This is a genomic window from Algoriphagus litoralis (assembly GCF_003259255.1).
Classification (GTDB): domain Bacteria; phylum Bacteroidota; class Bacteroidia; order Cytophagales; family Cyclobacteriaceae; genus Algoriphagus; species Algoriphagus litoralis.
The window spans coordinates 112,240-135,701 of record NZ_QGOL01000013.1; the positions used below are offsets into that span (position 1 = coordinate 112,240).

A 23,462-nucleotide genomic window follows, 5' to 3' on the forward strand; every position below is an offset into this window, starting at 1 on the left:
AAACTGATCTAATGGATTAAATCGAAAAAACGAAGGCAGGAAAAAATCTCCTGCCTTTGATTTGTGGGAAAAACCAGTTTCCAATTTACAAAACAACTCTGTTTTGAATGTTTTTGAAGTAGTTGTTGTCTTCAGAAATCAAGATGTAGTTGGTGATGATTTTATCATTTCTTTCCATCAGGATTACCATGTTTTCATCCGCTGATATTACTTTAAGTTCCTTCATTTTGGTTGGGATGCTGTATCCCGACACATAAATACCGTCTTGTTTTTCAGTGATTTTATCAAATTCAAACATGACAGGTCTTCGGTCACTATCATATGCGGTAGCAATGGCGCGGTCAGGACTCCATGAATTTCGGTTTAACTTATGGGTTTGGTAGTGGTGAAAAGATTTACCTGAAAGTAAGGATTTGACTTGCGCTGGGTTTAGCTTAATCGTACTGTAAGCTGTACCCGAGAAGGTAGTCTGAGTTGAATTTCCTGCTTGATTTTCACCGCCGTAGGTATTTCCACGCTGATACACATCTCCGATGAAGACCACATTTGCCCCAAGCATGGAGGCTTCAGCCTTAAGTTTGTCCAGTGCTCTATTTTTTACATTGTTAATACTGGAAAGTGTGGTGACTCCCGTCGCTTTACTGAAGAGTTCACCTTTGGATTCCAACCCGACCACATCATCAGGATTATAGGAGATGTATACTTTCTCGAAATCGTCCAGTCCATGGACTGGTTGGAATGGACTTTCAAAAACCTCCTCTCTTCCGCTGGCAAATTCGATCTTATTCACATGATGCTTACTGATGCTGTACACGGTTTTTTCGTTTGGAAACGAGTATTTGATCGTGTTAAAACCGACTTCGATTACCTGTACCTCCTTTGGGCCTTCAGCGAGATGGATTACGTCATTTTTGCTTTGAGCAAAGGAAAACGTAGAAATAGTCAGACTGACTAAAAAGAGAATAAGTGGCTTGTTCATATGATTTAGTTGGAATATAGTTTTACTCACGAAAGTTCAGTTGATAGGTTTAGATTAAGAAGAATATTTGTGACGAATGGAAACAAAAAATCCCCTAGCTGGAATGCTAGAGGATTTGTTTGTTGAATATCACTGTCTAATTATCAGACTGATTAGGATTCTTTTTTAGCCATTCTAGCTCTTTCATTCTCATCCAAATAAATTTTTCTCATTCGGATTGATTTTGGAGTGATCTCGAGATATTCATCCTTTTGGATGTATTCCATTGATTCTTCCAAAGAGAATTTTTTAGCAGGAATGATTCGGACGTTGTCATCAGAACCAGAGGCTCTCATGTTAGTCAGTTTTTTTCCTTTTTGAATGTTGACTACGATATCATTGTCTCTGGAGTGTTCGCCGACTACCTGTCCCGCATACAAATCATCTCCTGGATCTACAAAGAATACCCCTCTGTCCTGAAGCTTGTCGATTGCATAAGCTGTACATGGTCCGCCTTCCATAGAGATCAGCGAGCCGTTGATTCTTCCTGGGATTGGCCCCTTGAATGGTTCGTAATCAGAGAATCTATGGTTCATGATGGCTTCACCTTGCGTAGCTGTCAACACATTGTTTCTTAGTCCGATCAATCCTCTGGAAGGTATTCTGAATTCCAGGTGCTGCAGATCTCCTTTAGGCTCCATGATGGTCAGTTCGCCTTTACGCTGAGTTGCAAGTTCTATTACTTTGCCCGCTGTTTCCTGAGGTACATCTACGACTAGCAATTCGATCGGCTCACATTTGACGCCGTCGATTTCTTTGAAAATCACCTGAGGTTGACCTACTTGAAGTTCATAACCTTCTCTTCTCATCGTCTCAATCAAGATAGACAAGTGAAGAATACCACGTCCAAAGACTAGGAATTTATCTTCAGAATCGGTTGACTCCACGCGAAGTGCCAAGTTTTTCTCAGTTTCTTTGAAGAGTCTGTCTCTTAGGTGTCTGGAAGTAACGAATTTCCCTTCTTTACCAAAGAAAGGGGAGTTGTTGATCGTGAAGAGCATATTCATCGTTGGCTCATCAATCGAAATTCTCGGAAGTGGTTCCGGATTTTCTGCATTTGCGATGGTATCTCCGATTTCGAAGTCTTCAATACCCATTACTGCGCAGATGTCTCCGGCTGTAACTTCAGATACTTTCACCCTACCAAGACCTTCAAATACCTGAAGTTCTTTTACACGCATCTTTTTGATTGATCCATCAGCTTTGCAAAGAGCAATCTGCTGGTTTTCAGTGATTGTGCCTCTTTTTACACGACCGATTGCAATTCGACCCACGAAGTTGGAGTAATCCAAAGAGGTGATTTGCATCTGAAGAGAGCCTTCTTCGATCTTAGGCGCAGGAATGTATTCCAAGATGGCATCCAAAAGTGGGAAAATGGAATCGGTAGGATTTTTCCAATCCGGACCCATCCAGTTTTGCTTGGCAGAACCGTAAAGCGTGTGGAAGTTCAGTTGATCTTCAGTAGCGTCCAAGTTGAACATCAGGTCAAATACTGACTCGTGAACTTCGTCTGGGCGACAGTTTTCTTTATCTACTTTGTTTACTACGACTATTGGGGTAAGACCAAGTGCTAGAGCTTTGCCCAATACAAATCGGGTCTGTGGCATTGGTCCTTCGAAGGCATCTACCAAAAGAATAACGCCGTCGGCCATTTTCAACACGCGCTCTACTTCACCGCCAAAATCGGCGTGACCAGGGGTGTCAATGATGTTGATTTTTGCGTCTTTGTAGCGTACAGAAACGTTTTTTGAAAGAATTGTGATGCCTCGTTCGCGTTCAAGGTCATTGCTATCCAAGATAAGGTCTTGGAATTGTTGATTTTCTCTGAAGATTTGAGAGGCGTGGATGATTTTATCCACGAGGGTTGTTTTACCGTGGTCAACGTGTGCGATGATCGCGATATTCCGAATATTCTGCATGGTTTGCCTAATTGAAGCCGCAAAAGTACGAATTTAATTTGGTAGTAAGGTTATCTGCCTGTGAAGTTTACAGGGACAAATTGGCTAAGCATGGCTTGACCCGGATCATTCTTGGGAAATAGGCGTTTGATACACGCTATTTTTTGAGCTTGGTTGGTTCAAATAAAAACAGCTATTTTCAGGCTGTTTGATCCGATGTTCATGTCAAAGTTCTTCTTTGTAGCCGCTCTTGTCCTTTTTTCGGTTTGGGTTTTGGGCTTTGTATTTCCTTTACCTACCTATCAAGGCATAGCCCTTGTTGGGTTTTTTAGCTGCTTAGCCTTGGGTTTGAATCGAAAGGAATCTTTGAAGGGCTTGAGTTTTCCGGTTTTGATATTTGGCGTAGTGGCGCTTGCCCTGTATTTCCCCCATTATTTTCAGGAATTCCGGGGATATTCTTTGTCCAATCTGATCACTCCGCTGATTCAAGTCATCATGTTTGGAATGGGTACTTCGCTGAGTCTGAAGGATTTTTCCGAGGTAATCAAAAGTCCGAAATCGGTTCTGATTGGCGTTGGAGCACAGTTTTTTATTATGCCCCTAGTGGGTTTTCTTCTTGCCAGCATCAGTGGATTGCCTCCCGAGATAGCCGCAGGGATAATCTTGGCAGGAAGCTCTCCCAGCGGAACAGCCTCCAATGTGATGACTTACCTAGCCAAAGCAAATCTGGCTCTTTCTGTCACCCTGACTTCCATCACTACTTTAATGGCACCCTTGATGACACCGCTGTTGATGAAGTTGCTTGCCGGTCAGTTTATTGAGATTGATTTGCTGAAAATGATGTGGGATATCGTGAAGATGATTTTGATCCCCATCGCAGCTGGACTGATTTTCAACAGGATGTTGAAAGGGAAATCAGATTGGGTGGACAAAGCCATGCCAGTGATATCCATGATTGGAATTGCTTTGATAATTCTGGTCATCACTGCTGCCGGTCGTGATAGTCTGTTGAGTATTGGTCCACTATTGATTCTTTTGGTTTTGATTCACAACCTATCTGGGTATGGGATTGGGTTTTACCTGGGGAAATTTTCCGGTCTCAGTGAGCGGGATTGCCGTACGATTGCCATTGAAGTAGGGATGCAAAATGCCGGTTTGGCGTCTGGTCTTGCCAAGACTCTGGAAAAAATTGCGACGGTGGGATTAGCTCCGGCTGTCTTCGGTCCGATGCAGAATATTTCAGGGTCGATTCTAGCTTCGTTTTGGAGTAAAAAGAAATTAAATGAGCCTTAAGAATGATGCAAGTACAATATATTCTTTGATTTTTAGTTTAACTTTTGTTTACTTCTTTTTTTTTTATGAAAAAACTATTTCTAGTCTTTCTGGCCTTTTCTTTAGGTTTTTCTTCCTATTCACAAATTCAGACCAATGCTGTCAAAAAAGCTTCCCGACTAAACAAAAAAGATGACTATCGAAAGTTAAGCGATGACAATGGTTTTTTTTTGATGCCACATTTTGGAATTCGGTATGGCCAAAATCCCGATCCATCCTTTTCCGGTCTTGAGGATTTAAGTCTCTATTATGGACTTGGACTTGTGTATAGGAAAGAAAATCTTTCTTTAGAGTCGGGGCTTTCCTTGTATCACCATACTTCCAGTGCAGTTTACTTTCCGATTTGGGAGAGGGAAGAGTATGTAATGAATTCGGACTTGGCTTCTGTGGTTTTGCCTTTTACCTTTCGCTATGACATTCCTACTGGAGCTCAAGGCAACATTCGCTTCGGGGCATTTTTCACAGGTAACGTGGCAATTATTTCTTTAGAGGGAAATGACGATTCACGGTCAGGAAGAATTCAAGGTGAAAATGGAGCGATAAACTATACGCTTGTTTCTAAGAGTAAAAGTCCATTCTTTTTCAAAACAGGAATCCATTCCAGGATTCGGTTTTTTAATTCATCATTTCTAAACTTGGAATTAGGCCAATTTTTTACCCTAAGTGCAAATAGAGAATATACGCTCACTCTAGGAGATGCTCTACCTCGCAAGATTGATCGAAGATGGGAAGGACTTACTTGGTCTTTTGGAGGAATTCTTCCCTTGTCCGTTTTCGAAAAGAAATTTCGAAAAGTCAAATAACTCTTCTGTTAGAAATATTCCTTAAAAATCGCTGTCCAGATCTCGTAACCCTTCTCATTCAGGTGAAGTTGGTCCTGAATATAGAGTTCGGGCCTTGGATTGCCAGCATCATCTGTGAGGGCTTTCCATACTGGAACTAATTCCACTCCTTCCTTAGCAAGACAATATTCCTTTAACTTTTGATTGAATATCTCATAGTTGGCTTTCTTCTCCCAGCGCGAAGGGCTCGGCTTTGCTTCGATAAGGTATATTTTGATGTTGGGGTCAATTAGCTGAAGGCGATTGACTATGTTGTCCAGACTGGTCAGGATATCTGCTACAGGCACATTTGCCCAAATGTCATTGTCTCCTTCATAGATAAAAACCCGACTTGGCTCCAAACGGATTACCAATGGGAACAGATGGGTTTCCAAATCAGAGGCCTTTGAACCACCGAAACCTGTATTCAGAATGTTCTCCTTCGGAAAGGAAGTTTGAAGCGATTTCCACATTCGGATGGTAGAGCTTCCTGTGAAAACCGTGCTTCCTGCTTGCCAGCCCATGCTGTCAATCTTGGCTGAAATAGTTCTTACTTCCTGCTCAAAAGGTACCGTTTGGGAATACCCCGTAAAGTGAAGAAGGCCGATAATGGAAAAAAGGAGAAGTAGGTGCTTTTTCATATTTTCAAACTTAGTCGATTTTTTACCTGAACCAAAACCGTTCAACATTTGGCCGAATGCGTACAGAGCGAACGAAATCAAGTTTTGTACCGTAGCTATTGGCGAAAAGTTAAAAGCCCTTTCTGTCCCTAGAAAACGACTTTTCGTCCCTGTTCGGAGCTCAATAAGTTTTTTGGTCGTGTTTTAGCGTTAGAGAATTAGCCATTTCAATCAATATCCAAAGACATGCAGCATATCACCCGATTCTTTTGGTTTTGCAGCGGGGCAAATTTTGCACTGCTTAAACGCACACCCACCGAATCCAATAAATATTTTGGAATCGGCGCTACAGTTTTTTTCACCGGAATACTCGCAGCCCTTGCCGCAGGATATGCCTTATTCACTGTATTTCAAAGCCTCGTTCCAGCTGTGGTTTTCGGATTACTTTGGGGGCTGATGATCTTCAATCTGGATCGATTTATTGTTTCCAGCATGCGAAAACGGGAAAATGCCTGGGCAGAGTGGAAGCTTGCCATCCCAAGACTGGTTTTGGCGGTTTTGCTCGCATTAGTCATCTCCAAACCGCTGGAATTGAAAATGTTTGAGCGAGAGATCAATCGGAAGCTGGATGAGAAAAAGACCGAATTTATAGCTCAGTCCAAAGCCAATTTGGCTAAGGGATTTCCAGAAATTCAGGAACTGGAAGCAAAGATTGACACCTTGAAAAGTGAAGTTTCCCAAGCGGAAACTTTCCGAGATCAGCTTCAAACCGAATACGATTCAGAGCGATTTGGCGAAAAAACAACCGGAACGAGCGGTATCGTCGGGCTGGGAACCAACGCAAAGAAGAAAGAAGCCCAGCTTGACGCTTCCCAGTTGGCTTTGGATGAGCTTCGCAAAAGAAATCAAACCCGCATCGATACGCTGGAGGCTCAAATCCGGGGATTTATCGCATTGCGTCAAGCAGAGTTTGAAAAGCAGCAACCTGGGATCGAAGGGTTTGATGGGCTTGCCGCAAGGATGGATGCTTTGTCAATATTGACATCCGAAAGCTCCGCTATGGCGATGGCGAATATTTTCATTATGCTGCTTTTCATTGCGATCGAGACTGCACCAATCTTTGTCAAGCTGATATCGGCTAGAGGGCCTTATGATGAATTGCTGGAATTACATGAGGAAAAAGTGAAGCTGTTCAAAGGTGAAAAGTGGACCAAAGCCAAGGGAGAATCAGAAGCCAGGGTGAGTTATTTTCAGGATACACACTTTTATGCTACGGATTTGAATAAGGAAAAAACCAATAAAAAGAACAAGGCGCAAACCGAATCCGAAATCGCCGAAATTGAAGAGAGGTTTCGAAGAAAAGCTTTGAAGTGATTTTGAACTGAGTTTTATTGAATGGGTTTGCAAAAGACGGTAGTGCCTTCTTTGATCGTCTCAATCACCTGAATGTCTTTGATTGCATCAGGTTCTACCTTGAGCGGGTTGTTATCCAAGATCACCAAATCAGCTAATTTTCCAGCTTTCAAACTGCCTTTTTCTCCCTCTTCAAAATGCTGATAGGCTGACCAGATCGTGATCGCCTGCAGGGCCTCGTAGGGAGTCAATCGTTCCCCTTCTCCGATGATCGCACCTGAGCGGGAAGTTCGATTGACTGCTGTCCACACGACCCGCATCAGGTTGGGAAGGGCGACGGGAGCATCGGTGTGAATGGTGACTTTGAGGCCTTTATTAAGGGCGGTTTTGACAGGGCTGATTTTGTTTCCTAATTCATTACCGATGATTTGGGTGTGCCAATCACCCCAATAAAAGGTGTGTAGCGGAAAAAGAGAAGTGATCACATCCATTTCTTTAAAAGAGTCCAGCTGATCTTCCCGGATATATTGACCGTGAATTAGGGTGTTTCTGCGATCTCCCAAGCCAAATTTCTCAATGTTTGGGCGTAGGGTTCGGATCATTTGATCGATCGCTGCGTCACCGTTAGCATGAACAAGAATTTGCCAATTGTTGTCAAAAGCTTTGGCAAAAATTGCCTGAACCACCGAATCACTGGGGATGGCAGGATATCCCACGTACGCTGAGCCTTGGCCATCGGGAGGGATCAAATAGGGCTGAGTCCTCCAGGCAGTCCTACCTTGTGGGGATCCATCTAGGGTTACCTTCATTCCACCTATCCGGTAGTGATTTGAATATTCCTTTGAATTCCATTCGGAAGACATGTATTGATCTACAAATGCATAATCAATGTAACTCACCACATCTATCATTATCTCCCCCGATTTGGCCTTTGCCGCGAGAAACTCATGATTCTGCATTGCACGGCCTTCTTGGACGGTAGTGTACCCAAAAGACAGCGCCATGTCTTGACCTTCCTGAAAAAAGCGATCGGCTCCGGATTGATCTTTTGGATTCAAGGCTTTGACCATGTAAGGGATTGCTGCAAGCTCTTCGAGCACTCCGTTTGGTGTTTTGCCATCGTCCTCCCTGCGGATGATTCCGCCTTCTGGATCCTTGCTGGTTTTATTCAAACCCAATATTTCAAGGCCCTTGGAATTGACTACAGCAAAGTGACCGGAGATATGGGTGATCATAATGGGAATTTCGGTACTCACCTGATCCAAGTCATGGCGTGTCGGAAAACGCTTTTCTTCTAAAACAGAATCGTCAAAGCCAGTACCAAAAATCCATCCCGTCAGACCCACGTTTTCCGGGGTATTCCATGCTTTTAGTATCTCTATCAATGTCGGGATGTCTTTGCAGGTCGCATCCGGTGGCGCCAAAAGTTGTGCTCCGATGGCCTGTAGACCAAAATTCCCAAAATGCACATGACCATCGATAAAACCCGGAAGTAAGGTTTTTCCTTTTAAATCAACCATCACGTGCCCTTTGCCGGCAAGCCGCATCGCTTCTTCCTCCGTACCCACATATGCTATACGTCCATCCCGCACAAGAAGGGCGTCTGCATATTCGGGCATTGGACCCTCCATTGTCAAAATATCTCCATTGAAATACATCGTGGCGGGAGATTGATCTGCCTCAGGGGCACCGCAGGAGATCAGGATTTGAGAGAAAATGAAAAGCAAACCGCTGATTAAAAATTGAATACTGGGGGTTTTTGGAATGCTCATGGCCAGAGTTGAGGAGGGTGGATAGATGGAACTAACTAGTGAAAGTTAGCTAGTTTTGAAGAAAAGTAAGGGAAGCCCTGACCAACTATTTTCCCGAAAAACCAAAAACCCTTCCATAGAAGCTGGAAGGGTTTTTTGAAATGGAAAGGTTCTCGCTCTTTTAGCAAATTAGCGCAATTGATTATTTTATGAATATCGAATAAAGAATATCGAGCGCTGTAGACTAGCTCTTCGACTCAACCCACTTCCTCGCATTCACAAAAGCCTCCATCCAAGGGGTAAAGTCATCGGTTCTTTCGCTAGGGTAGTGGGCCCAGTTCCATGGCTTCAGGCTTCGCTCGATATGTGGCATGATGGCTAGGTGCCTTCCATCTTCTGATGCTATGCCCGCTGTCGCAAAATCAGAGCCGTTAGGATTTCCGGGATAAGCTGCATAGCTATACTTAATTGCGAAGTTGTAGCCATTTTCTCCTTTTGGAAGTGAGAATTTACCTTCTCCATGTGCGACCCATACGCCTAGACGCTGTCCGCTAAGGCTACCAAGCATCACCGAATTGTTTTCCGGAACGGTCACATTTACAAAGCATGACTCAAACTTATGGCTTGCGTTGTGCAGCATTTTTGGCTTTTGATCATGATTTGGCGTAACAAGACCTAATTCCACCATCAATTGGCAACCATTACATACGCCTAAAGAAAGTGTATCGGGTCTTGCGTAGAAGTTATCTAGGGCTTGCTTGGCTTTTGGATTGTAAAGGAAGGCACCGGCCCAGCCTTTAGCCGAACCCAAGACATCGGAATTGGAGAAGCCGCCGACGAAAACGATCATCTGAACATCTTCCAGATTCTCTCGACCGGCAATCAAGTCAGTCATGTGAACGTCCTTCACTTCAAATCCTGCCAACCAGAGCGAGTAAGCCATTTCCCGGTCGCCGTTCACGCCTTTTTCACGAATGATGGCAGCTTTCGCTTTTCCTGTTGACTTACGGAAAGGATCTAAGCCCAATCCTTCGAAACTTCCCTTCCAGCCCTCTGCAAATTCATAGGAAAGTGGTTGGGATTTATAATTCTCAAAGCGATCCTTGGCTAATTTCTCTCCGCTTTGCTTTCGATCTAGTAAGTAGGAAGATCGGAACCAAACGTCCCGCATTTCGGAGACGTTCAAGGATAGATTTTCCAGAGAAACAGTTCCGTCTTGGGTCACTTCAGCCAGTTCCACAAAGTTGATGTCCGCGGCTGTCAACAGTGCTTCCACTTCATGATCATCGGCCACCTGGATCAAGATTCCTGGATTCTCTGCGAAAAGGGCTTTGACCAAGTCGGTTTCCTCAAGTCGGGATTCTTTGACCGCCAAACCTACCTGTTCGGTTGGAAAACACATTTCCAGGAGGGCTGTGATGATCCCGCCGGAGGAAATGTCGTGACCGGATAGAATGAGGCCTTTCTCGATCAAGCTTTGCACCGCTTCAAAAGCTGCAGCGAAATACCTCGAATCAGACACGCTTGGGGACTCAGCTCCAACCTTGTTTAAAATTTGGTAAAAGGAGGAACCGGCAAGCTTAGCTGAGTCTTTGGAAAAATCGAGATACAGTACTTTACTTCCAGCCTTCGGCAAAAGTGCAGCTTTCACCGTCTTTTTGATATCGGAGCATTCACCCACAGTCGAGATAATCACCGTACCCGGAGAGTAAACCACTTTCCCGTCAGGGTATTTCTGCGTCATGGAAAGGGAATCTTTCCCAGTTGGAATATTGACTCCCAACTCAATCGCAAATTCTGAAACTGCCTGAACGGCTCGGTAAAGTCTGTCGTTTTCGCCTTTATTTTTTGCAGGCCACATCCAGTTGGCGGATAGCGAAATGCCTTTCAGCCCATCAGCTATCGGCGCAAAGACCAAATTGGTCAAAGCCTCAGCTATTGCCAATCGGCTTCCTGCTTCAGGATCAGCCAATGCTGCTACCGGGGCATGACCGATAGAAGTGGCGATACCTTTATTTCCAGTGAAATCCAAAGCCATGACTGCCACGTCGTTCAGCGGAAGTTGGATTTCACCTACAGTTTGCTGGGTGGCAACTCGGCCAGTTACTGAACGATCGACTTTATTGGTCAGCCAGTCTTTGCAGGCCACAGCTTCCAGCTGAAGTACTTCTTCGATATAAGACTTCAGTTGAGCTTCATTGTATTCGCCTTCGGCAAAAGAAGCATTGCCTGAATTATCCTCCAAAATGGTTTTTGGCGAAGAACCAAACATGTAAGCCAAGTTCCAGTCTACTGGTTTTTCACCGGTTTTGCTGTTTTCAAACTTGAAATGCATGTCTCCTGTAGTCTCGCCGACCACATAGAACGGAGCACGCTCACGCTCGGAAAGTTGCTTCAGTGTGTCCACATCTTTTTTACCAACTACCAATCCCATTCGTTCCTGAGATTCGTTTCCGATAATTTCCTTGGCGGAAAGGGTGGGGTCACCAACAGGAAGCTGATCGATATGGATCGTGCCACCGGTACTTTCGACCAACTCAGAAAGGCAATTCAAATGTCCTCCGGCACCGTGATCGTGAATAGAAATGATCGGGTTGTTTTCGCTTTCGGCCATTGCCCGGATCACGTTGGAAACGCGCTTTTGCATTTCTGGATTGGAGCGTTGGATAGCGTTGAGTTCGATAGCATTGGAAAGTTCGCCAGTATTCAAGGAGGATACTGCAGATCCACCCATACCAATCCGGTAGTTGTCTCCGCCCATGATGACGATTTGATCGCCTTTTTCAGGTTCGCTCTTCTTGGTATACTTAGCATTGGTGAAGCCGACTCCACCAGCGAGCATGATGACTTTATCAAAACCATGATGCTTTCCATCTTCCTCATGCTCAAAGGTCAACACTGAACCAGCGATTAGTGGTTGACCAAATTTATTTCCAAAATCAGAGGCTCCATTCGAAGCTTTGATCAGGATATCCATCGGGGTTTGGTAGAGCCAAGGACGCTCGGCCAGATTTTTTTCCCAGCTTCGCCCTTTTTCGGATCGGGAATAGGAGGTCATGTACACGGCTGTGCCCGCCAAAGGAATCGAACCCGTCCCACCTGCCAATCGGTCGCGGATTTCTCCCCCAGCTCCTGTGGCGGCGCCGTTGAATGGCTCCACGGTAGTCGGGAAGTTATGTGTTTCGGCTTTTAGCGAAATGACCGTATCGATCTCCCGTGTTTCAAAAAAGTCCGCTTGGTGCTGGGTTTTTGGTGCGAATTGTTGTGCTTTTGGACCGGAAACAAAAGCAACGTTGTCTTTATATGCTGACGCAATCCGGTTGGGATGCTTCTTGGAAGTTTCTTTGATAAGTTGGAAAAGAGTCATCGGTTTCTCTTCACCATCGATGACAAAAGTGCCATTGAAGATCTTGTGCCGGCAGTGCTCCGAGTTTACTTGCGAAAATCCAAATACCTCAGAATCGGTCAACGGACGACCCAATTGGGAGGAAACATGATCCAAATAATCAACCTCTTCTTGACTTAGCGCAAGGCCTTCTGATTTATTATAGGCTGCAATATCGGTGATCGGTTTGACCGGCTCAGGCTCCAGGTGGATGTCGAAGATCTCCTGATCCAGTCCATCGTAGCGCTTTTGGAGCATCGGATCGATCGCAGTGTGATCCTCTATTGGAAAAAACTCCTCAATTCGCTGAATCCCCATGATTCCCATGTTGACCGTGATCTCTACGGCATTGGTAGACCAAGGAGTGATCATTTCTTTGCGTGGTCCGGAATAGTTTCCTGCTAATCGTGTTCCCTGTATCGCTTTGGCTTCGCCAAATAGCCAGGTGAGTTTTTCGATGTCTTCAGGTGTGAGGGGCTGTGGGGATTGAACTCCGTAAACGAGTTTTTGAGGTGATTCAAAGAAGAAAATCATGTCCTTGGGCTGGTAAGCCGCAAAGGTAAGGATTTGGCAGATAGATTGGAAAGCCGGGGAATGAAAGATTGGGAAAATGTAAACTCAAGGTTGCTGGAGGCCTTGATGATCGATGTCATCGCTTTCCTATTCGATTAAGAAAAAATAGCTTTGATATTCTATTCGAAGGGATCGTTTCTTTTTTTCAGGTATTCAACTGCCTCCCCAATCAATTGTCCATGCCCAACGGGAAGGTTGATGGAGTTGATTTGCGGGATTTTTTCAGTGAATTTCTTGAGATTTTCTTGGGTTACCATTTTGTCATATTGTCCTGTGAATAAGGTAATGGGAGTTTGATGCTCCCTTGCCAATCGTATGATCCTGTCGATATGTGGCAGCATCGACCCAAAAACCTTCCATACAAAATAAGCCTGAGCTCTGCTAGATCGGGTTTCTAGTTGGGTTTTGATAAATTTCACCAGACTTTTCTCTACCATACCGGCAGAATTTAGGCCATCCACCATCCCAAAGAAGGATTTTGGTTTGAACACTACTCGCTTAAAAACCGGGTGAAAAATTCCAGGGTAACTGTTGAGGCTATACCAAATACCGGTTTTGATTCCATCTGGAGCGAGCAGGATAAGTGATTTGACCTGGTTTGGAAAAAGCTCATAGGTGATCAGGGAAAATTTACCTCCCATACTGTACCCCACTAATCCAAATTCTGTGAATCCTTCTTGTTTTTGAAGGAGGTTAATGATTTCAGCCCATGTTTCTTTTCCAAGGTTTTGACTGGAATTATCCCATTGACTGGCTCCATGGTAAAATATATCTATAAGCAACAAGCACTGGTTTGACTTTCGGATGCTTGTAAAAGCGAGCATGTCCTTATGAGTCTGCCCAAAACCATGAAAAACCAAGACGAATTCCGAACCGGTACCCTCTTTGGCATAAGCCAACCTCCCTTTGGAATGAATCAAGTACTTCATTTGTCAAAAATTTAATATCCGAAGATACCAAAAGCATGAAATTTTATCATACGATTAAGCTCTGAATCAAATTATATTCTGTTTAGAAGAGTTTTTTTTGCGTTATGTTCAATAATGAACATGTTTTCAGGGGATTCATAAAATATTAATCTAAAAAAAACTTTGGAAACTTTGAACCAATCGGTAGTTTCCATAGTTTTGCCCCCATATTCAGAAAAGAAGAATTGGAGACGAGAAAAAGAATATTGGAAATTGCCACCGAGCAGTTTTTTCGATTTGGGGTCAGAACAGTGACCATGGAGGATATTGCCCGCTTGGCAGGTGTATCCAAAAAAACCATTTATCAGGAGTTTTCGGATAAGAAAGACTTAGTAAGGGAAGCATTTGAGCAAATTTTGGAGGCGGACCGGATCAAATTGGCTTACATTCTGGAAAATGAAGATGGGGTGATAGAGCATTTGGTGAAAACCTCTAAGATGATGCGGGAAAGACTCCAAAATATGAATCCGATGGTAATCATGGAGATTCAGAAATATTTCCCCGAATCCTGGCGAATGTTTGAAGATTTCAAATCCCGGATCATCATGGCTGACTTGATCAACGTGATCGAAAAAGGGAAAAAATTAGGCTATTTCAGAGAAGAAATTGACTCTGAGATATTGGCCAAAGTAAGAGTAAACCAAATTACCTCTGCACTCGACCCATCTAATCTGAATAACCCAGATTATAATCTCGCTGAAGAGCAAATGGTACTGATGGACCATTTCCTACATGGAATATTCACCGAAAAAGGCCGAGAGGCCTATTCGAATCAACAAGCAATTGATAACTGAAAACCAACCCACCCTATGATAAAGTATCTTTTTTCAGTTTTGGCGCTATTCCTAGCACTGACCTCAGCGCAAGCTCAGGATGTAGCCCAGCTGACATTGAATGAGTCGATTTTATATGCGATTGAGAATAATGTCAAGACTAAAAATGCCCGATTGGAAACGTTGATTTCTAAAGCGACTGTGAAAGAAACAACCGCACTGGGTCTTCCTCAGATCAACGGTTCTTTCAATCTGGATTACAATCCCAAGATTCCGGTTGTTTTTCTTCCCAATCAGCCTCCTTTCGGAGATCCCACAAATCCATCGGATGTCATTCCCGCCAGATTTGGTGTGAGTTATTCTTCTGGTTTGGGTTTGAATATGACACAGATGATCTTTGACGGCTCCTTCTTTGTTGGTCTACGTGCTGCCAAAACTTTGACCCAGCTCACGGATTTTGATCTAGTGAAAGCTGAAAATGATGTCATTGAGAATGTTAAAAAGGCCTATTTCGGAGTGTTGGTGAATCAGGAGCGAATCCGTCTTTCGCAATCCAACTTGGCCAGAATCGATTCTCTGCTGAAAGAAACCAAGGCACTCTATGAAGCGGGTTTTTCAGAAAAAATCGATGTGTCACGTATCCAAGTACAGCGAAACAACACCTACAGCCAACTAGAACGCAGCCGAACTGCATGGGAGATCAGCAAGGAGATCCTAAAGATTCAGATGGGAATGCCATTGACTGTGGATATACTGATCACGGAATCCCTTCAGGAATTAAATCCTCGTGAAGAACTCAATCGACTCTTGGTTGAAGAAGGGGAGAGAAGGGTAGAAATGGACCAGTTGAGTACTCAGATCGAGCTTCAACAGTATGATCTTAAGTACAATACGTCCCAATACATGCCGACGATTGACTTTGTTGGAAATATGAGGAGAAGTGGAGCTGGAAATGATATCAATACCGTCTTTTCAAACGAAAATTGGTTTGGGAGTTCTTTGCTGGGATTAAGTATGAACATTCCAATTTTTGATGGATTGAGTAAAAGTGCAAGAATCCAAAAAAACAGATATACCATCAATCAACTTGAGAATCAGCGCTTTTATCTGAATGATAGTTTCAAAAATGAAATTTTCACTGCCAAAGCCAATCTTAAAAATGACCTGAATATCCTGGATGTTCAACGGGAAAATCTCGATCTGGCTAAAGAAGTCTATGATATCGCACGGATAAAGTACCAAGAGGGAGTCGGCTCCAACTTAGAAGTTGTTGATGCAGATGGAGCCTTGATAGAAGCCGAAATCAATTACCTGGCGGCGCTTTACGATGGATTAATTTCCAAAGTAGATCTCGAAAAAGCCCTGGGGCTATTAAAAGCTGATCTGAATAACTAAACCAACAACCCATTTCACATTTAAATTTCATTCTCAATATGAAGCCTATCTTTAAATTTTTACCAATAATTCTTGCCGCAACTCTGGTGATTTCTTGCGCTCAAGAAGAAGGAGTAGAGGCCAAGAAAACCAAACTTGCCGAACTCAAAAATCAAGTTGGTGCGCTCAATACTGAAATCAAAACACTGGAAGCAGAGATTTCGAAGCTCGATCCGGAATTTGCAAATGCAAATAAAAAATCCATACTCATAACCACAGCTCCTGTTCGAAAAGGTGAGTTTACCCACTTTGTCGAAGTGACAGGCTCTGTGCTCTCTAAGAAAAATGTGAGCATCAGTGCGGAGACTTCAGGTCTTGTTTTGGATGTGCCGGCTAAGGAAGGCATGCGAGTGTCCAAAGGGCAGATTCTTGCCCGAATCGACTCAGAAACGATCCAACGCAACATCGAAGAAATGGAAAATTCGCTTGAATTGGCCACTACCATTTTCCAGAAGCAGGAGCGGCTTTGGAATCAGAAAATCGGAACAGAGGTTCAATACCTAGAGGCAAAAAACCGAATGGAGGGATTGCAGAAAAACCTGGCCTCAATGAAGACTCAATTGGACAAAACCTATGTGAGAGCACCTTTCAATGGAACCATAGAGACAGTTCAGGTTAGGGTTGGTGAGTTGGTTCAGCCCGGAGTTCCGATGTTTGAATTTGTCGGAGAAAGCGACTTGTTTATTCAAGCAGATGTGTCCGAAAGTTACGTTGGCGTACTCGGTAAAGGAGACACGGTCAAAGTAGATTTTCCATCTCTCAATAAATCTATTTCAAGTCGCGTGTCAGCGGTAGGTGGAGTCATCAATCCAAATAATAGGACATTCAAGGTAGAAGTATTGCTACCCAATATAGAAGATGTTAAGCCTAACATGATTTCAGTTTTGAAAATCCGTGATTACCAAAATCCAAATAGCGTGCTTGTACCTGCACACCTGATTTTGGCCGATAATCAAGGAGACTATGTCTTTATAGTCGAGAATCAAACTGCACAAAAGAAATACGTAAAACGAGGCCTTACTGCAAACAATGAGACCGAAATTCTAGAGGGATTGACAGGTTCTGAAACCCTCGTGGACAAAGGCTTCCGTGAAGTAGGGGATAATTTCAGTGTCAATATTGCTCAACTGTAAACTATGACCAATTCTCCACAATCATCAATTACCCGGGAATTTGGATTGTCCAGCTTCAGTGTGGACAATTCCACCTCGGTGGTCATCCTGACGCTGATCATCACAGTCCTGGGCTTGGGTGCGTATAGGACTATGCCCAAGGAAAGTTTTCCTGAGATCGTCATTCCTACCGTCTATATAGGTACTCCCTATCCTGGAAATTCTCCCGTGGATATGGAAAACTTGATCACCAGGCCCATTGAAAAAGAGCTTAAGTCGCTCAATAATGTGAAGGATATCAAGTCTACTTCCGTTCAGGACTTTTCTTCAATTGTAATTGAATTCAATCCAGGTATTGAGATCTCCAAGGCGATCCAGGATGTAAAGGATGCAGTGGATAAATCCAAAAGTGAGCTTCCTTCGGATTTGGACCAGGATCCCAATGTACTGGAGGTAAATACATCGGATTTCCCGATTATGAATGTCAATATTTCAGGTCCTTACTCTGAGCAAGAGCTAAAAAACTTTGGCGAGTACCTGGAGGATGCAATCGAAAAACTTCCTGAAATATCCAAAGCTGATCTGGCAGGAACAGTAGAACGGGAGATACAGATCAATGCAGATCCATATAAAATGGAAGCTGTAGGTGTGAGCTTTGGGGATATTTCCAGTGCGATTCAAGCAGAGAATCTTACGATTTCCGGAGGTAGTATTAAAAGTGGGGACTTCGAACGCACCCTTCGTGTGGATGGAGAGTTTTCTGATCCCATGGATCTGCTGGACATTATTGTCAAGACAGACCAGCAAAAAATAGTCTACTTGAGGGATGTAGCCAGTGTCAGGGATACCTTCAAAGACCGGACCTCCTATGCACGCAGCAAAAACCTTCCTGTAGTTACGATCAACGTCACCAAACGAAGCGGCGAAAACCTGTTGGACGCTGCGGATAAGATCAAGGAGATCATTGAAACGACTAAGGCAAACAGATTTCCTCAGGATCTTGAAATCACGATTACCAATGATCAAAGTAAGCAGACCCGCACTCAAGTAAGTGATCTTGAAAATTCGATCATTTTTGGGATTATCCTGGTGGTTTTGGTCTTGATGTTCTTCATGGGATTCCGAAATGCACTCTTCGTAGGTTCCGCGATTCCGCTTTCGATGTTTATCTCTTTCCTCATTCTCAATGCATTTGGGATCACGCTCAATTTGATGGTGCTGTTCTCCTTGATTCTCGCTTTGGGTATGTTGGTAGATAATGGGATTGTGGTCGTAGAGAATGTGTACCGATTAATGCAAGAAGGCAAGCCGAGTATTCAGGCGGCCAAAGAAGGTGTGGGTGAGGTCGCATGGCCGATTATCACTTCTACAGCCACTACTTTGGCAGCATTTCTTCCTTTGGCATTTTGGGATGATTTGGTAGGTGAGTTTATGAAATTCTTGCCCATCACATTGATTATCGTACTTTCTTCCTCTCTATTTGTGGCTTTGGTCATCAATCCTGTGATGACTTCGATGTTTATGAAAATAGACGAAATTGGAAAAGAAAAGCCGAAGCAAAAGTCCATTATCGTGGCAGGGATATTCCTCGTTTTGGCAACCATCTTCTTTTTGATCGGCTGGACCGCACTAGGGTCAGTTTCCCTAGTGGCTTCCGTATTGACCATATTCAATGTGTTCTTCTTGAGAAAGGCAATCGAATGGTTCCAGACGGTGCTTTTGGTGAAATTGGAAAATTCCTACGAATCTACGCTCAAATATGCCTTGAATGGCAAAAGACCGTATTTCTTCTTTGGAGGGATGTTTGGCTTATTGATACTCTCGCTTGTCTTGTTAGGAATCCGTGCTCCAAAGGTTCTTTTCTTTCCAGATAATCAGCCTCAGTTGGTAAATGTTTTTGTCGAGTTTCCGATCGGTACAGACATCAACGCTACCAATTCCTTTGTGGACAAAATGGAAGATGAAATGCTGGTGGCATTGGAGCCATATAGCGACATTTTAGAATCTGTGATCACTCAGGTAGGAGAAGGTACCGGAGACCCTACAGAAGGTCCAAGTCAACAAGCTACTCCGCATAAAGCGAAAATCACGATTGGGTTTGTGGATTACATTGATAGACAGGGGATCAATACCAACGGTGCCATGGAGGTGATTCGTGATTTGGTGGAGCAATATCCCGGTGTCCTGATCACTGTAGACAAACAGCGAAATGGCCCTCCTGTAGGAAAAGCGGTCAACATTGAGTTTGTAGGCGAAGATTATGAGCAATTGATTGCCTTCGTGGGTGAAACCAAAGAGTATTTGGAATCCAATAACATCCCCGGATTGGAAGAATTGAAAACGGACTTATCCTTGGGAAGCCCCGAAGTCGTAGTAGAAATTGATCGTGATAAAGCCAGAAGATTTGGACTTTCCACTTCTCAGATCGCTACTGAATTGAGGACTTCGCTCTTCGGATTGGAAGTCTCCAAGTACAAAGAGGGCGAGGATGATTATCCTATTCAGCTGCGTCTTTCTGAGGACTATCGCTACGATATCAATACCTTAGTCAACAAGAAAATAGGATTCCGAGATAAGTTTGGAGACAAGCGAGAGGTTCCCATTTCGGCCGTGGCAGATATTCAATATGGATCTACCTATGGCTCTGTAAAGCGTAAAGATCTCGAAAAAGCAATCACTTTATTCTCCAATGTTCTCGATGGCTATAACCCTACCGAAATCAATGGGCAGATCAAAGTGCTCATGGAAAATTACGCCATCCCGGATGGTATTTCGGTAAAGTTTACTGGGGAACAAGAAGAACAAGCCAAGTCTATGGCCTTCTTGCTCAACGCGCTTTTGATTGCTGTTTCCTTGATTTTCTTGATCATTGTGGCACAATTCAATTCCATAATTAGTCCATTTATCATCATGATTTCGGTGTTATTGAGTACCATCGGGGTTTTCCTGGGCTTGGTTATCTTCAATATGGATTTCGTGGTGATTATGACTGGAATCGGAATTATCTCCCTAGCCGGAGTAGTGGTAAACAATGCGATCGTATTGATCGATTATACCGATTTGGTACGGGCAAGAAAGCGGGAAGAAAAAGGAATCAAAAAAGGGGAGTACCTCAACATTGATGATTTGCTAGGAAGTATAGTGGAGGCTGGCAAAACGAGACTTCGTCCTGTTTTGTTGACAGCGATTACTACCGTACTGGGCTTGATTCCGCTTGCAATTGGAATGAACATCAATTTTGGAACCTTGTTGACGGAATTTGATCCGCAGTTCTATGTAGGTGGAGACAACGCAGCATTTTGGGGTCCAATGGCTTGGACTGTAATATTTGGGCTAACCTTTGCCACAGTCATTACGTTAGTGATCGTACCAGTCATGTATTTGTTGTCGGATAAGCTCGTCATGAGAATCCGCAATATCAAAGCATGATTGATTTAAGGTTGGTGGTTTTTTTTGACAAAACCTCCGGAACAATGTTCCGGGGGTTTTTTGCTTTTTAGCAACTACTTTACAGCATGCTTTTTGTAAATTTGCCTTTCCCAAATTAAAAGGATTTAGAGATGTTGGAAATGAAATGGTATGTGATGTACACTACCTCACGCTCGGAGAAGAAAGTAGCAGATCGACTTGCAGAAAGAGGTTGGGAGGTCTATTTACCCATAGTAGAAGAGCTTCGTCAATGGTCAGATCGAAAGAAAAAAGTACAGCGTCCGCTTTTTAACGGTTATGTTTTTGTCAAAACAGAGCGCAATAAACTCTGGGAGTGCTTGCAAGTACCAGGTGCTGTGAAATTTGTCCATTTCTCCGGACAGCATGCCACCATTAGAGAGGAAGATCTGGATATCATTAAGCGAGTGGTAACTACTGGAGTCGCTGTAGAGACTGACGGAAGTGATATTGAACCTGGAGAGAAAGTCAGGGTAGTGGGAGGTCCACTGCAGAATATGGAAGGAGAATGTATAGAGAAGGGTAATAAAGACTATTTCCTGATCCGAATCCCAGGTATCATGCAAAACATGATGATCACCATAGAGCGAAAATACCTGCAAGTAGTTGAAAATGTAAATGCATAAAAAAACCGCCTCAGGGCGGTTTTTTTTAGTCTTTATTTTTTGGAATAAAATACCTTCGGTAGACAATCTGCGCTTGGAAGAGGTGGTCTCCAAATCGATTGAAACCCACATTTCCATCCAGATTATCCGTGAAAGTCCACATCATCGTGCCTTCTCCTGCGATATCTGAATATGGCCCAATCCGATAGCTGAGGCCAGCTCTAACAGGAACATACCCCGTAGTGATCTCATGACTAGTAGGGACTTCCTCAGTATTAAATGACTTGGTTTGTTTCGTCCGTGCATTCATAATTCCCAAGCCAAAGCCTCCATAAAGGTTGAATAGGCTTCTGTTCATGTGGTTGCCAAAGCTGATTAGGTTCATACTTGGCATCAAGTCAAAGTAATAGGCTTGACCCTTGGCAGTGAAGGAGGCGAAATTCGCAAACCAAGAATCCCGAATAGCTGTCGATGGATCTCCTCCGCTACTGATCCACTGTATCCCTGCTGTGGTGCGCAGGTCAAAGGTGGGATTTAGCCGCTTGGTTAGGGAAAGGGAAAAGGAAGGCTTAATCTCAAAATTCAAAGCGCGGTATTGTCCTCCGTTGTCCAAATAGGCAAAGGAAGGACCGACTCCTATAGTCAGAATATTGTCTCTGGAAATTCGCTCTTTGTAGAAATTTTGTGCTGAAATTCCTCCGGAAATCAGGATAAAAACAAGGCTGCTGAAGGTTTTAAGCAAAAGTCTCATGACGTAAGTGGCTGACTGTGTGAGTTAATAAGTTGGTAGGCGATTAATCTTCAACAAACATGCCAATGGAGTTTGGCGACCTAATCATTAACTCATTCGGTGTGAAATTATTGTTTTTGAAAGGCTATATCCCCTCGAACGCACTCTGAATAGTTGCTTCAGTTGTTTTTAGCTTTGATTTACAGGTTTTTACAAGCTCAGCAGCCTCTTTGACCAAGTCTGAAAGCTCATCAATTGATTTGGTACCTTCCTCAAGTTGGAGAAGGATGGATTCCAATCTGGCCATGGCCTCACTGTAAGATTGATCGTTCATAGTTCCTTGATTTCAGTGATTTTGCTGCGAATTAGTTGATTCTGGGTATAGGTATTCATTTGATCCCCAGCCTGAACTTTAGCCAAATGTACAGGGGTGCCATTGAGCTCAGTGCGGGTATAGCCTCGTTTTAGGATTGATCCGGGGTCTAATTGACGTAGAAGCAATTCTTTATTAGCCAGTTTTTCGGCTTGTTTTTCGAGAAATGTATTCAGATTTTTTTTCAGGTTTTTGGACACTGAATCCAATTCTGAAGAATGGATCCGATGGAGGCTTCGGGCCGCAAGTTCGATTCGGTTTGATCGATTTTTTACCTGTTCGCCCTCAAGAGAAATGCGGTTTTTGGCCAGTGACTTAGCCCTGAGTGCAAATTGATGAATTTTGCCGTCCTCTTCCCGGAGCTGCTGTCTGGTGGATCGGTCCAGTCTTTGCAGCAAAATGCCCAGATTTTCCTCAAATTCCCTAAATCCGGACAGCAGAAATTCCGCAACTGCAGTTGGAGTTTTGAGTCGGGTGTGGGCTACTAGGTCAGCGACCGTTTCATCACGCTCATGGCCGATTCCGGTAAAGACTGGCAAAGGAAAATTTGCAATTGCGGCAGCGAGTCTATAGTCGTCAAAGCAATCCAGATCCAGTTGAGCTCCTCCGCCACGGATCAGGATCACAGCCTGCACTTGAAGGTGATCTTTTTCAGCTTGCACTCTTTCCAAAGCTGAAAGCAAACTCCCCACCGCTTCATTTCCTTGCATCAAGGAAGGAAAGAGCTTGTGATAAATTTTATAGCCGAACGAGTTTTTTTCGAGCTGATCCACAAAATCCCCATAACCTGCAGCTGTGGCACTTGAAATGACCGCTATCCGCTGCACCACTGGAGGAAGTTGAAATCTTGAATTCAGCTGGATCAATCCTTCCCGGGTCAGCCGATCGATTGTCTCCTGGCGAAGTCGCGCTCGCTCTCCTAAGGAAAAAGAGGGGTCGATGTCCTTTACATTGATACTCAATCCATACACTGGATGATAGGTCACAGCTACTTGAGCGAGCACTTTCATTCCGTTTTGGAGCGTGGTTCCAGTCACGGATTGGAATTTGGCTGCGACTGAGCGATAGGTAAACTGCCAGAGATTGGCGCGGATTTTTGCCTGAACTTGGTTGCCCTGCTTTTCTACCAACTCAAAATAGACATGACCCTGTGGCGCCTGACGAAAGTCCGCCAACTCACCCACTACCCAATATACCGGCTCGAGCTCGTTTTCCAGGGTTAGCCGGATCTGCTCGGTAAGTTGGGAAATAGATAGCGGAGACATGGTG

At 43.8% G+C, this 23,462-nt stretch carries 17 protein-coding genes; 8 read left to right on the forward strand and 9 right to left on the reverse strand.

Annotation, left to right across the window (positions count from 1 at the left end; translation table 11 throughout):
* Window positions 1–85 precede the first annotated feature (85 nt).
* Both DK188_RS15965 and typA read right to left on the reverse strand, forming a co-directional pair.
* Complete coding sequence (locus tag DK188_RS15965; RefSeq protein WP_111671833.1) at window positions 86–979, reverse strand: hypothetical protein; 894 nt, start codon at window positions 977–979, stop codon at window positions 86–88.
* Between the two features lie 152 nt (window positions 980–1,131).
* A complete protein-coding gene (gene typA, locus DK188_RS15970) occupies window positions 1,132–2,937 on the reverse strand; it encodes a translational GTPase TypA (protein ID WP_111671834.1) in 1,806 nt (601 codons plus the stop codon).
* 201 nt (window positions 2,938–3,138) lie between these two features.
* Between typA and DK188_RS15975 the strand changes: the two genes are divergently transcribed.
* Together DK188_RS15975 and DK188_RS15980 are read left to right on the forward strand one after the other, a co-directional pair.
* Window positions 3,139–4,209 carry a bile acid:sodium symporter family protein gene (locus tag DK188_RS15975; RefSeq protein WP_198673031.1) on the forward strand — a complete coding sequence of 357 codons (1,071 nt, stop codon included), beginning with the start codon at window positions 3,139–3,141 and terminating at the stop codon, window positions 4,207–4,209.
* Between the two features lie 65 nt (window positions 4,210–4,274).
* Window positions 4,275–5,051: a hypothetical protein gene (locus DK188_RS15980; RefSeq protein WP_111671836.1), complete on the forward strand. Its 777-nt coding sequence runs from the start codon at window positions 4,275–4,277 to the stop codon at window positions 5,049–5,051.
* Between the two features lie 8 nt (window positions 5,052–5,059).
* On the opposite strand, the gene DK188_RS15985 is transcribed toward DK188_RS15980, so the two are convergent.
* The gene (locus DK188_RS15985) at window positions 5,060–5,710 is read right to left on the reverse strand and encodes a GDSL-type esterase/lipase family protein (RefSeq protein ID WP_157963256.1); all 651 of its coding nucleotides are present in this window, start codon (window positions 5,708–5,710) and stop codon (window positions 5,060–5,062) included.
* A 225-nt stretch (window positions 5,711–5,935) separates the two neighbouring features.
* On the opposite strand from DK188_RS15985, the gene DK188_RS15990 reads away from it, so the two are divergent.
* Window positions 5,936–7,063: a DUF4407 domain-containing protein gene (locus DK188_RS15990; protein ID WP_111671838.1), complete on the forward strand. Its 1,128-nt coding sequence runs from the start codon at window positions 5,936–5,938 to the stop codon at window positions 7,061–7,063.
* A 14-nt stretch (window positions 7,064–7,077) separates the two neighbouring features.
* Here DK188_RS15990 and DK188_RS15995 read toward each other — a convergent pair whose 3' ends face one another.
* The 3 genes from DK188_RS15995 to DK188_RS16005 form a co-directional block, all read right to left on the reverse strand.
* Window positions 7,078–8,814 carry an amidohydrolase gene (locus DK188_RS15995; protein WP_111671839.1) on the reverse strand — a complete coding sequence of 579 codons (1,737 nt, stop codon included), beginning with the start codon at window positions 8,812–8,814 and terminating at the stop codon, window positions 7,078–7,080.
* Window positions 8,815–9,037: 223 nt separating this feature from the next.
* Entirely contained in the window at window positions 9,038–12,712 is a 3,675-nt protein-coding gene (purL, locus tag DK188_RS16000) for a phosphoribosylformylglycinamidine synthase (RefSeq protein WP_111671840.1), read from the reverse strand.
* 158 nt (window positions 12,713–12,870) lie between these two features.
* On the reverse strand, window positions 12,871–13,680 hold the full coding sequence (locus tag DK188_RS16005) for an alpha/beta hydrolase (RefSeq protein WP_111671841.1): 810 nt from the start codon (window positions 13,678–13,680) through the stop codon (window positions 12,871–12,873).
* Between the two features lie 224 nt (window positions 13,681–13,904).
* Between DK188_RS16005 and DK188_RS16010 the strand changes: the two genes are divergently transcribed.
* The 5 genes from DK188_RS16010 to DK188_RS16030 all read left to right on the forward strand — a co-directional run bounded on the left by DK188_RS16010 (window position 13,905) and on the right by DK188_RS16030 (window position 21,111).
* Window positions 13,905–14,513, forward strand: a complete 609-nt coding sequence (locus DK188_RS16010) for a TetR/AcrR family transcriptional regulator (protein ID WP_111671842.1) — start codon at window positions 13,905–13,907, stop codon at window positions 14,511–14,513.
* Between the two features lie 15 nt (window positions 14,514–14,528).
* The gene (locus tag DK188_RS16015; protein ID WP_111671843.1) at window positions 14,529–15,887 is read left to right on the forward strand and encodes a TolC family protein; all 1,359 of its coding nucleotides are present in this window, start codon (window positions 14,529–14,531) and stop codon (window positions 15,885–15,887) included.
* Between the two features lie 38 nt (window positions 15,888–15,925).
* Window positions 15,926–17,059: an efflux RND transporter periplasmic adaptor subunit gene (locus DK188_RS16020; protein WP_111671844.1), complete on the forward strand. Its 1,134-nt coding sequence runs from the start codon at window positions 15,926–15,928 to the stop codon at window positions 17,057–17,059.
* A 3-nt stretch (window positions 17,060–17,062) separates the two neighbouring features.
* The gene (locus DK188_RS16025; protein ID WP_111671845.1) at window positions 17,063–20,467 is read left to right on the forward strand and encodes an efflux RND transporter permease subunit; all 3,405 of its coding nucleotides are present in this window, start codon (window positions 17,063–17,065) and stop codon (window positions 20,465–20,467) included.
* A 131-nt stretch (window positions 20,468–20,598) separates the two neighbouring features.
* A complete protein-coding gene (locus DK188_RS16030; protein ID WP_111671846.1) occupies window positions 20,599–21,111 on the forward strand; it encodes a UpxY family transcription antiterminator in 513 nt (170 codons plus the stop codon).
* A gap of 25 nt (window positions 21,112–21,136) precedes the next feature.
* Here the strand turns inward: DK188_RS16030 and DK188_RS16035 are convergent, their stop codons facing one another.
* The 3 genes from DK188_RS16035 to xseA form a co-directional block, all read right to left on the reverse strand.
* Entirely contained in the window at window positions 21,137–21,841 is a 705-nt protein-coding gene (locus DK188_RS16035; RefSeq protein ID WP_111671847.1) for a hypothetical protein, read from the reverse strand.
* A gap of 124 nt (window positions 21,842–21,965) precedes the next feature.
* Complete coding sequence (gene xseB, locus DK188_RS16040) at window positions 21,966–22,154, reverse strand: exodeoxyribonuclease VII small subunit (RefSeq protein WP_111671848.1); 189 nt, start codon at window positions 22,152–22,154, stop codon at window positions 21,966–21,968.
* The gene (gene xseA / locus DK188_RS16045; protein WP_111671849.1) at window positions 22,151–23,458 is read right to left on the reverse strand and encodes an exodeoxyribonuclease VII large subunit; all 1,308 of its coding nucleotides are present in this window, start codon (window positions 23,456–23,458) and stop codon (window positions 22,151–22,153) included. The genes xseB and xseA overlap by 4 nt, the downstream gene beginning before the upstream one ends.
* Window positions 23,459–23,462: the final 4 nt, after the last annotated feature.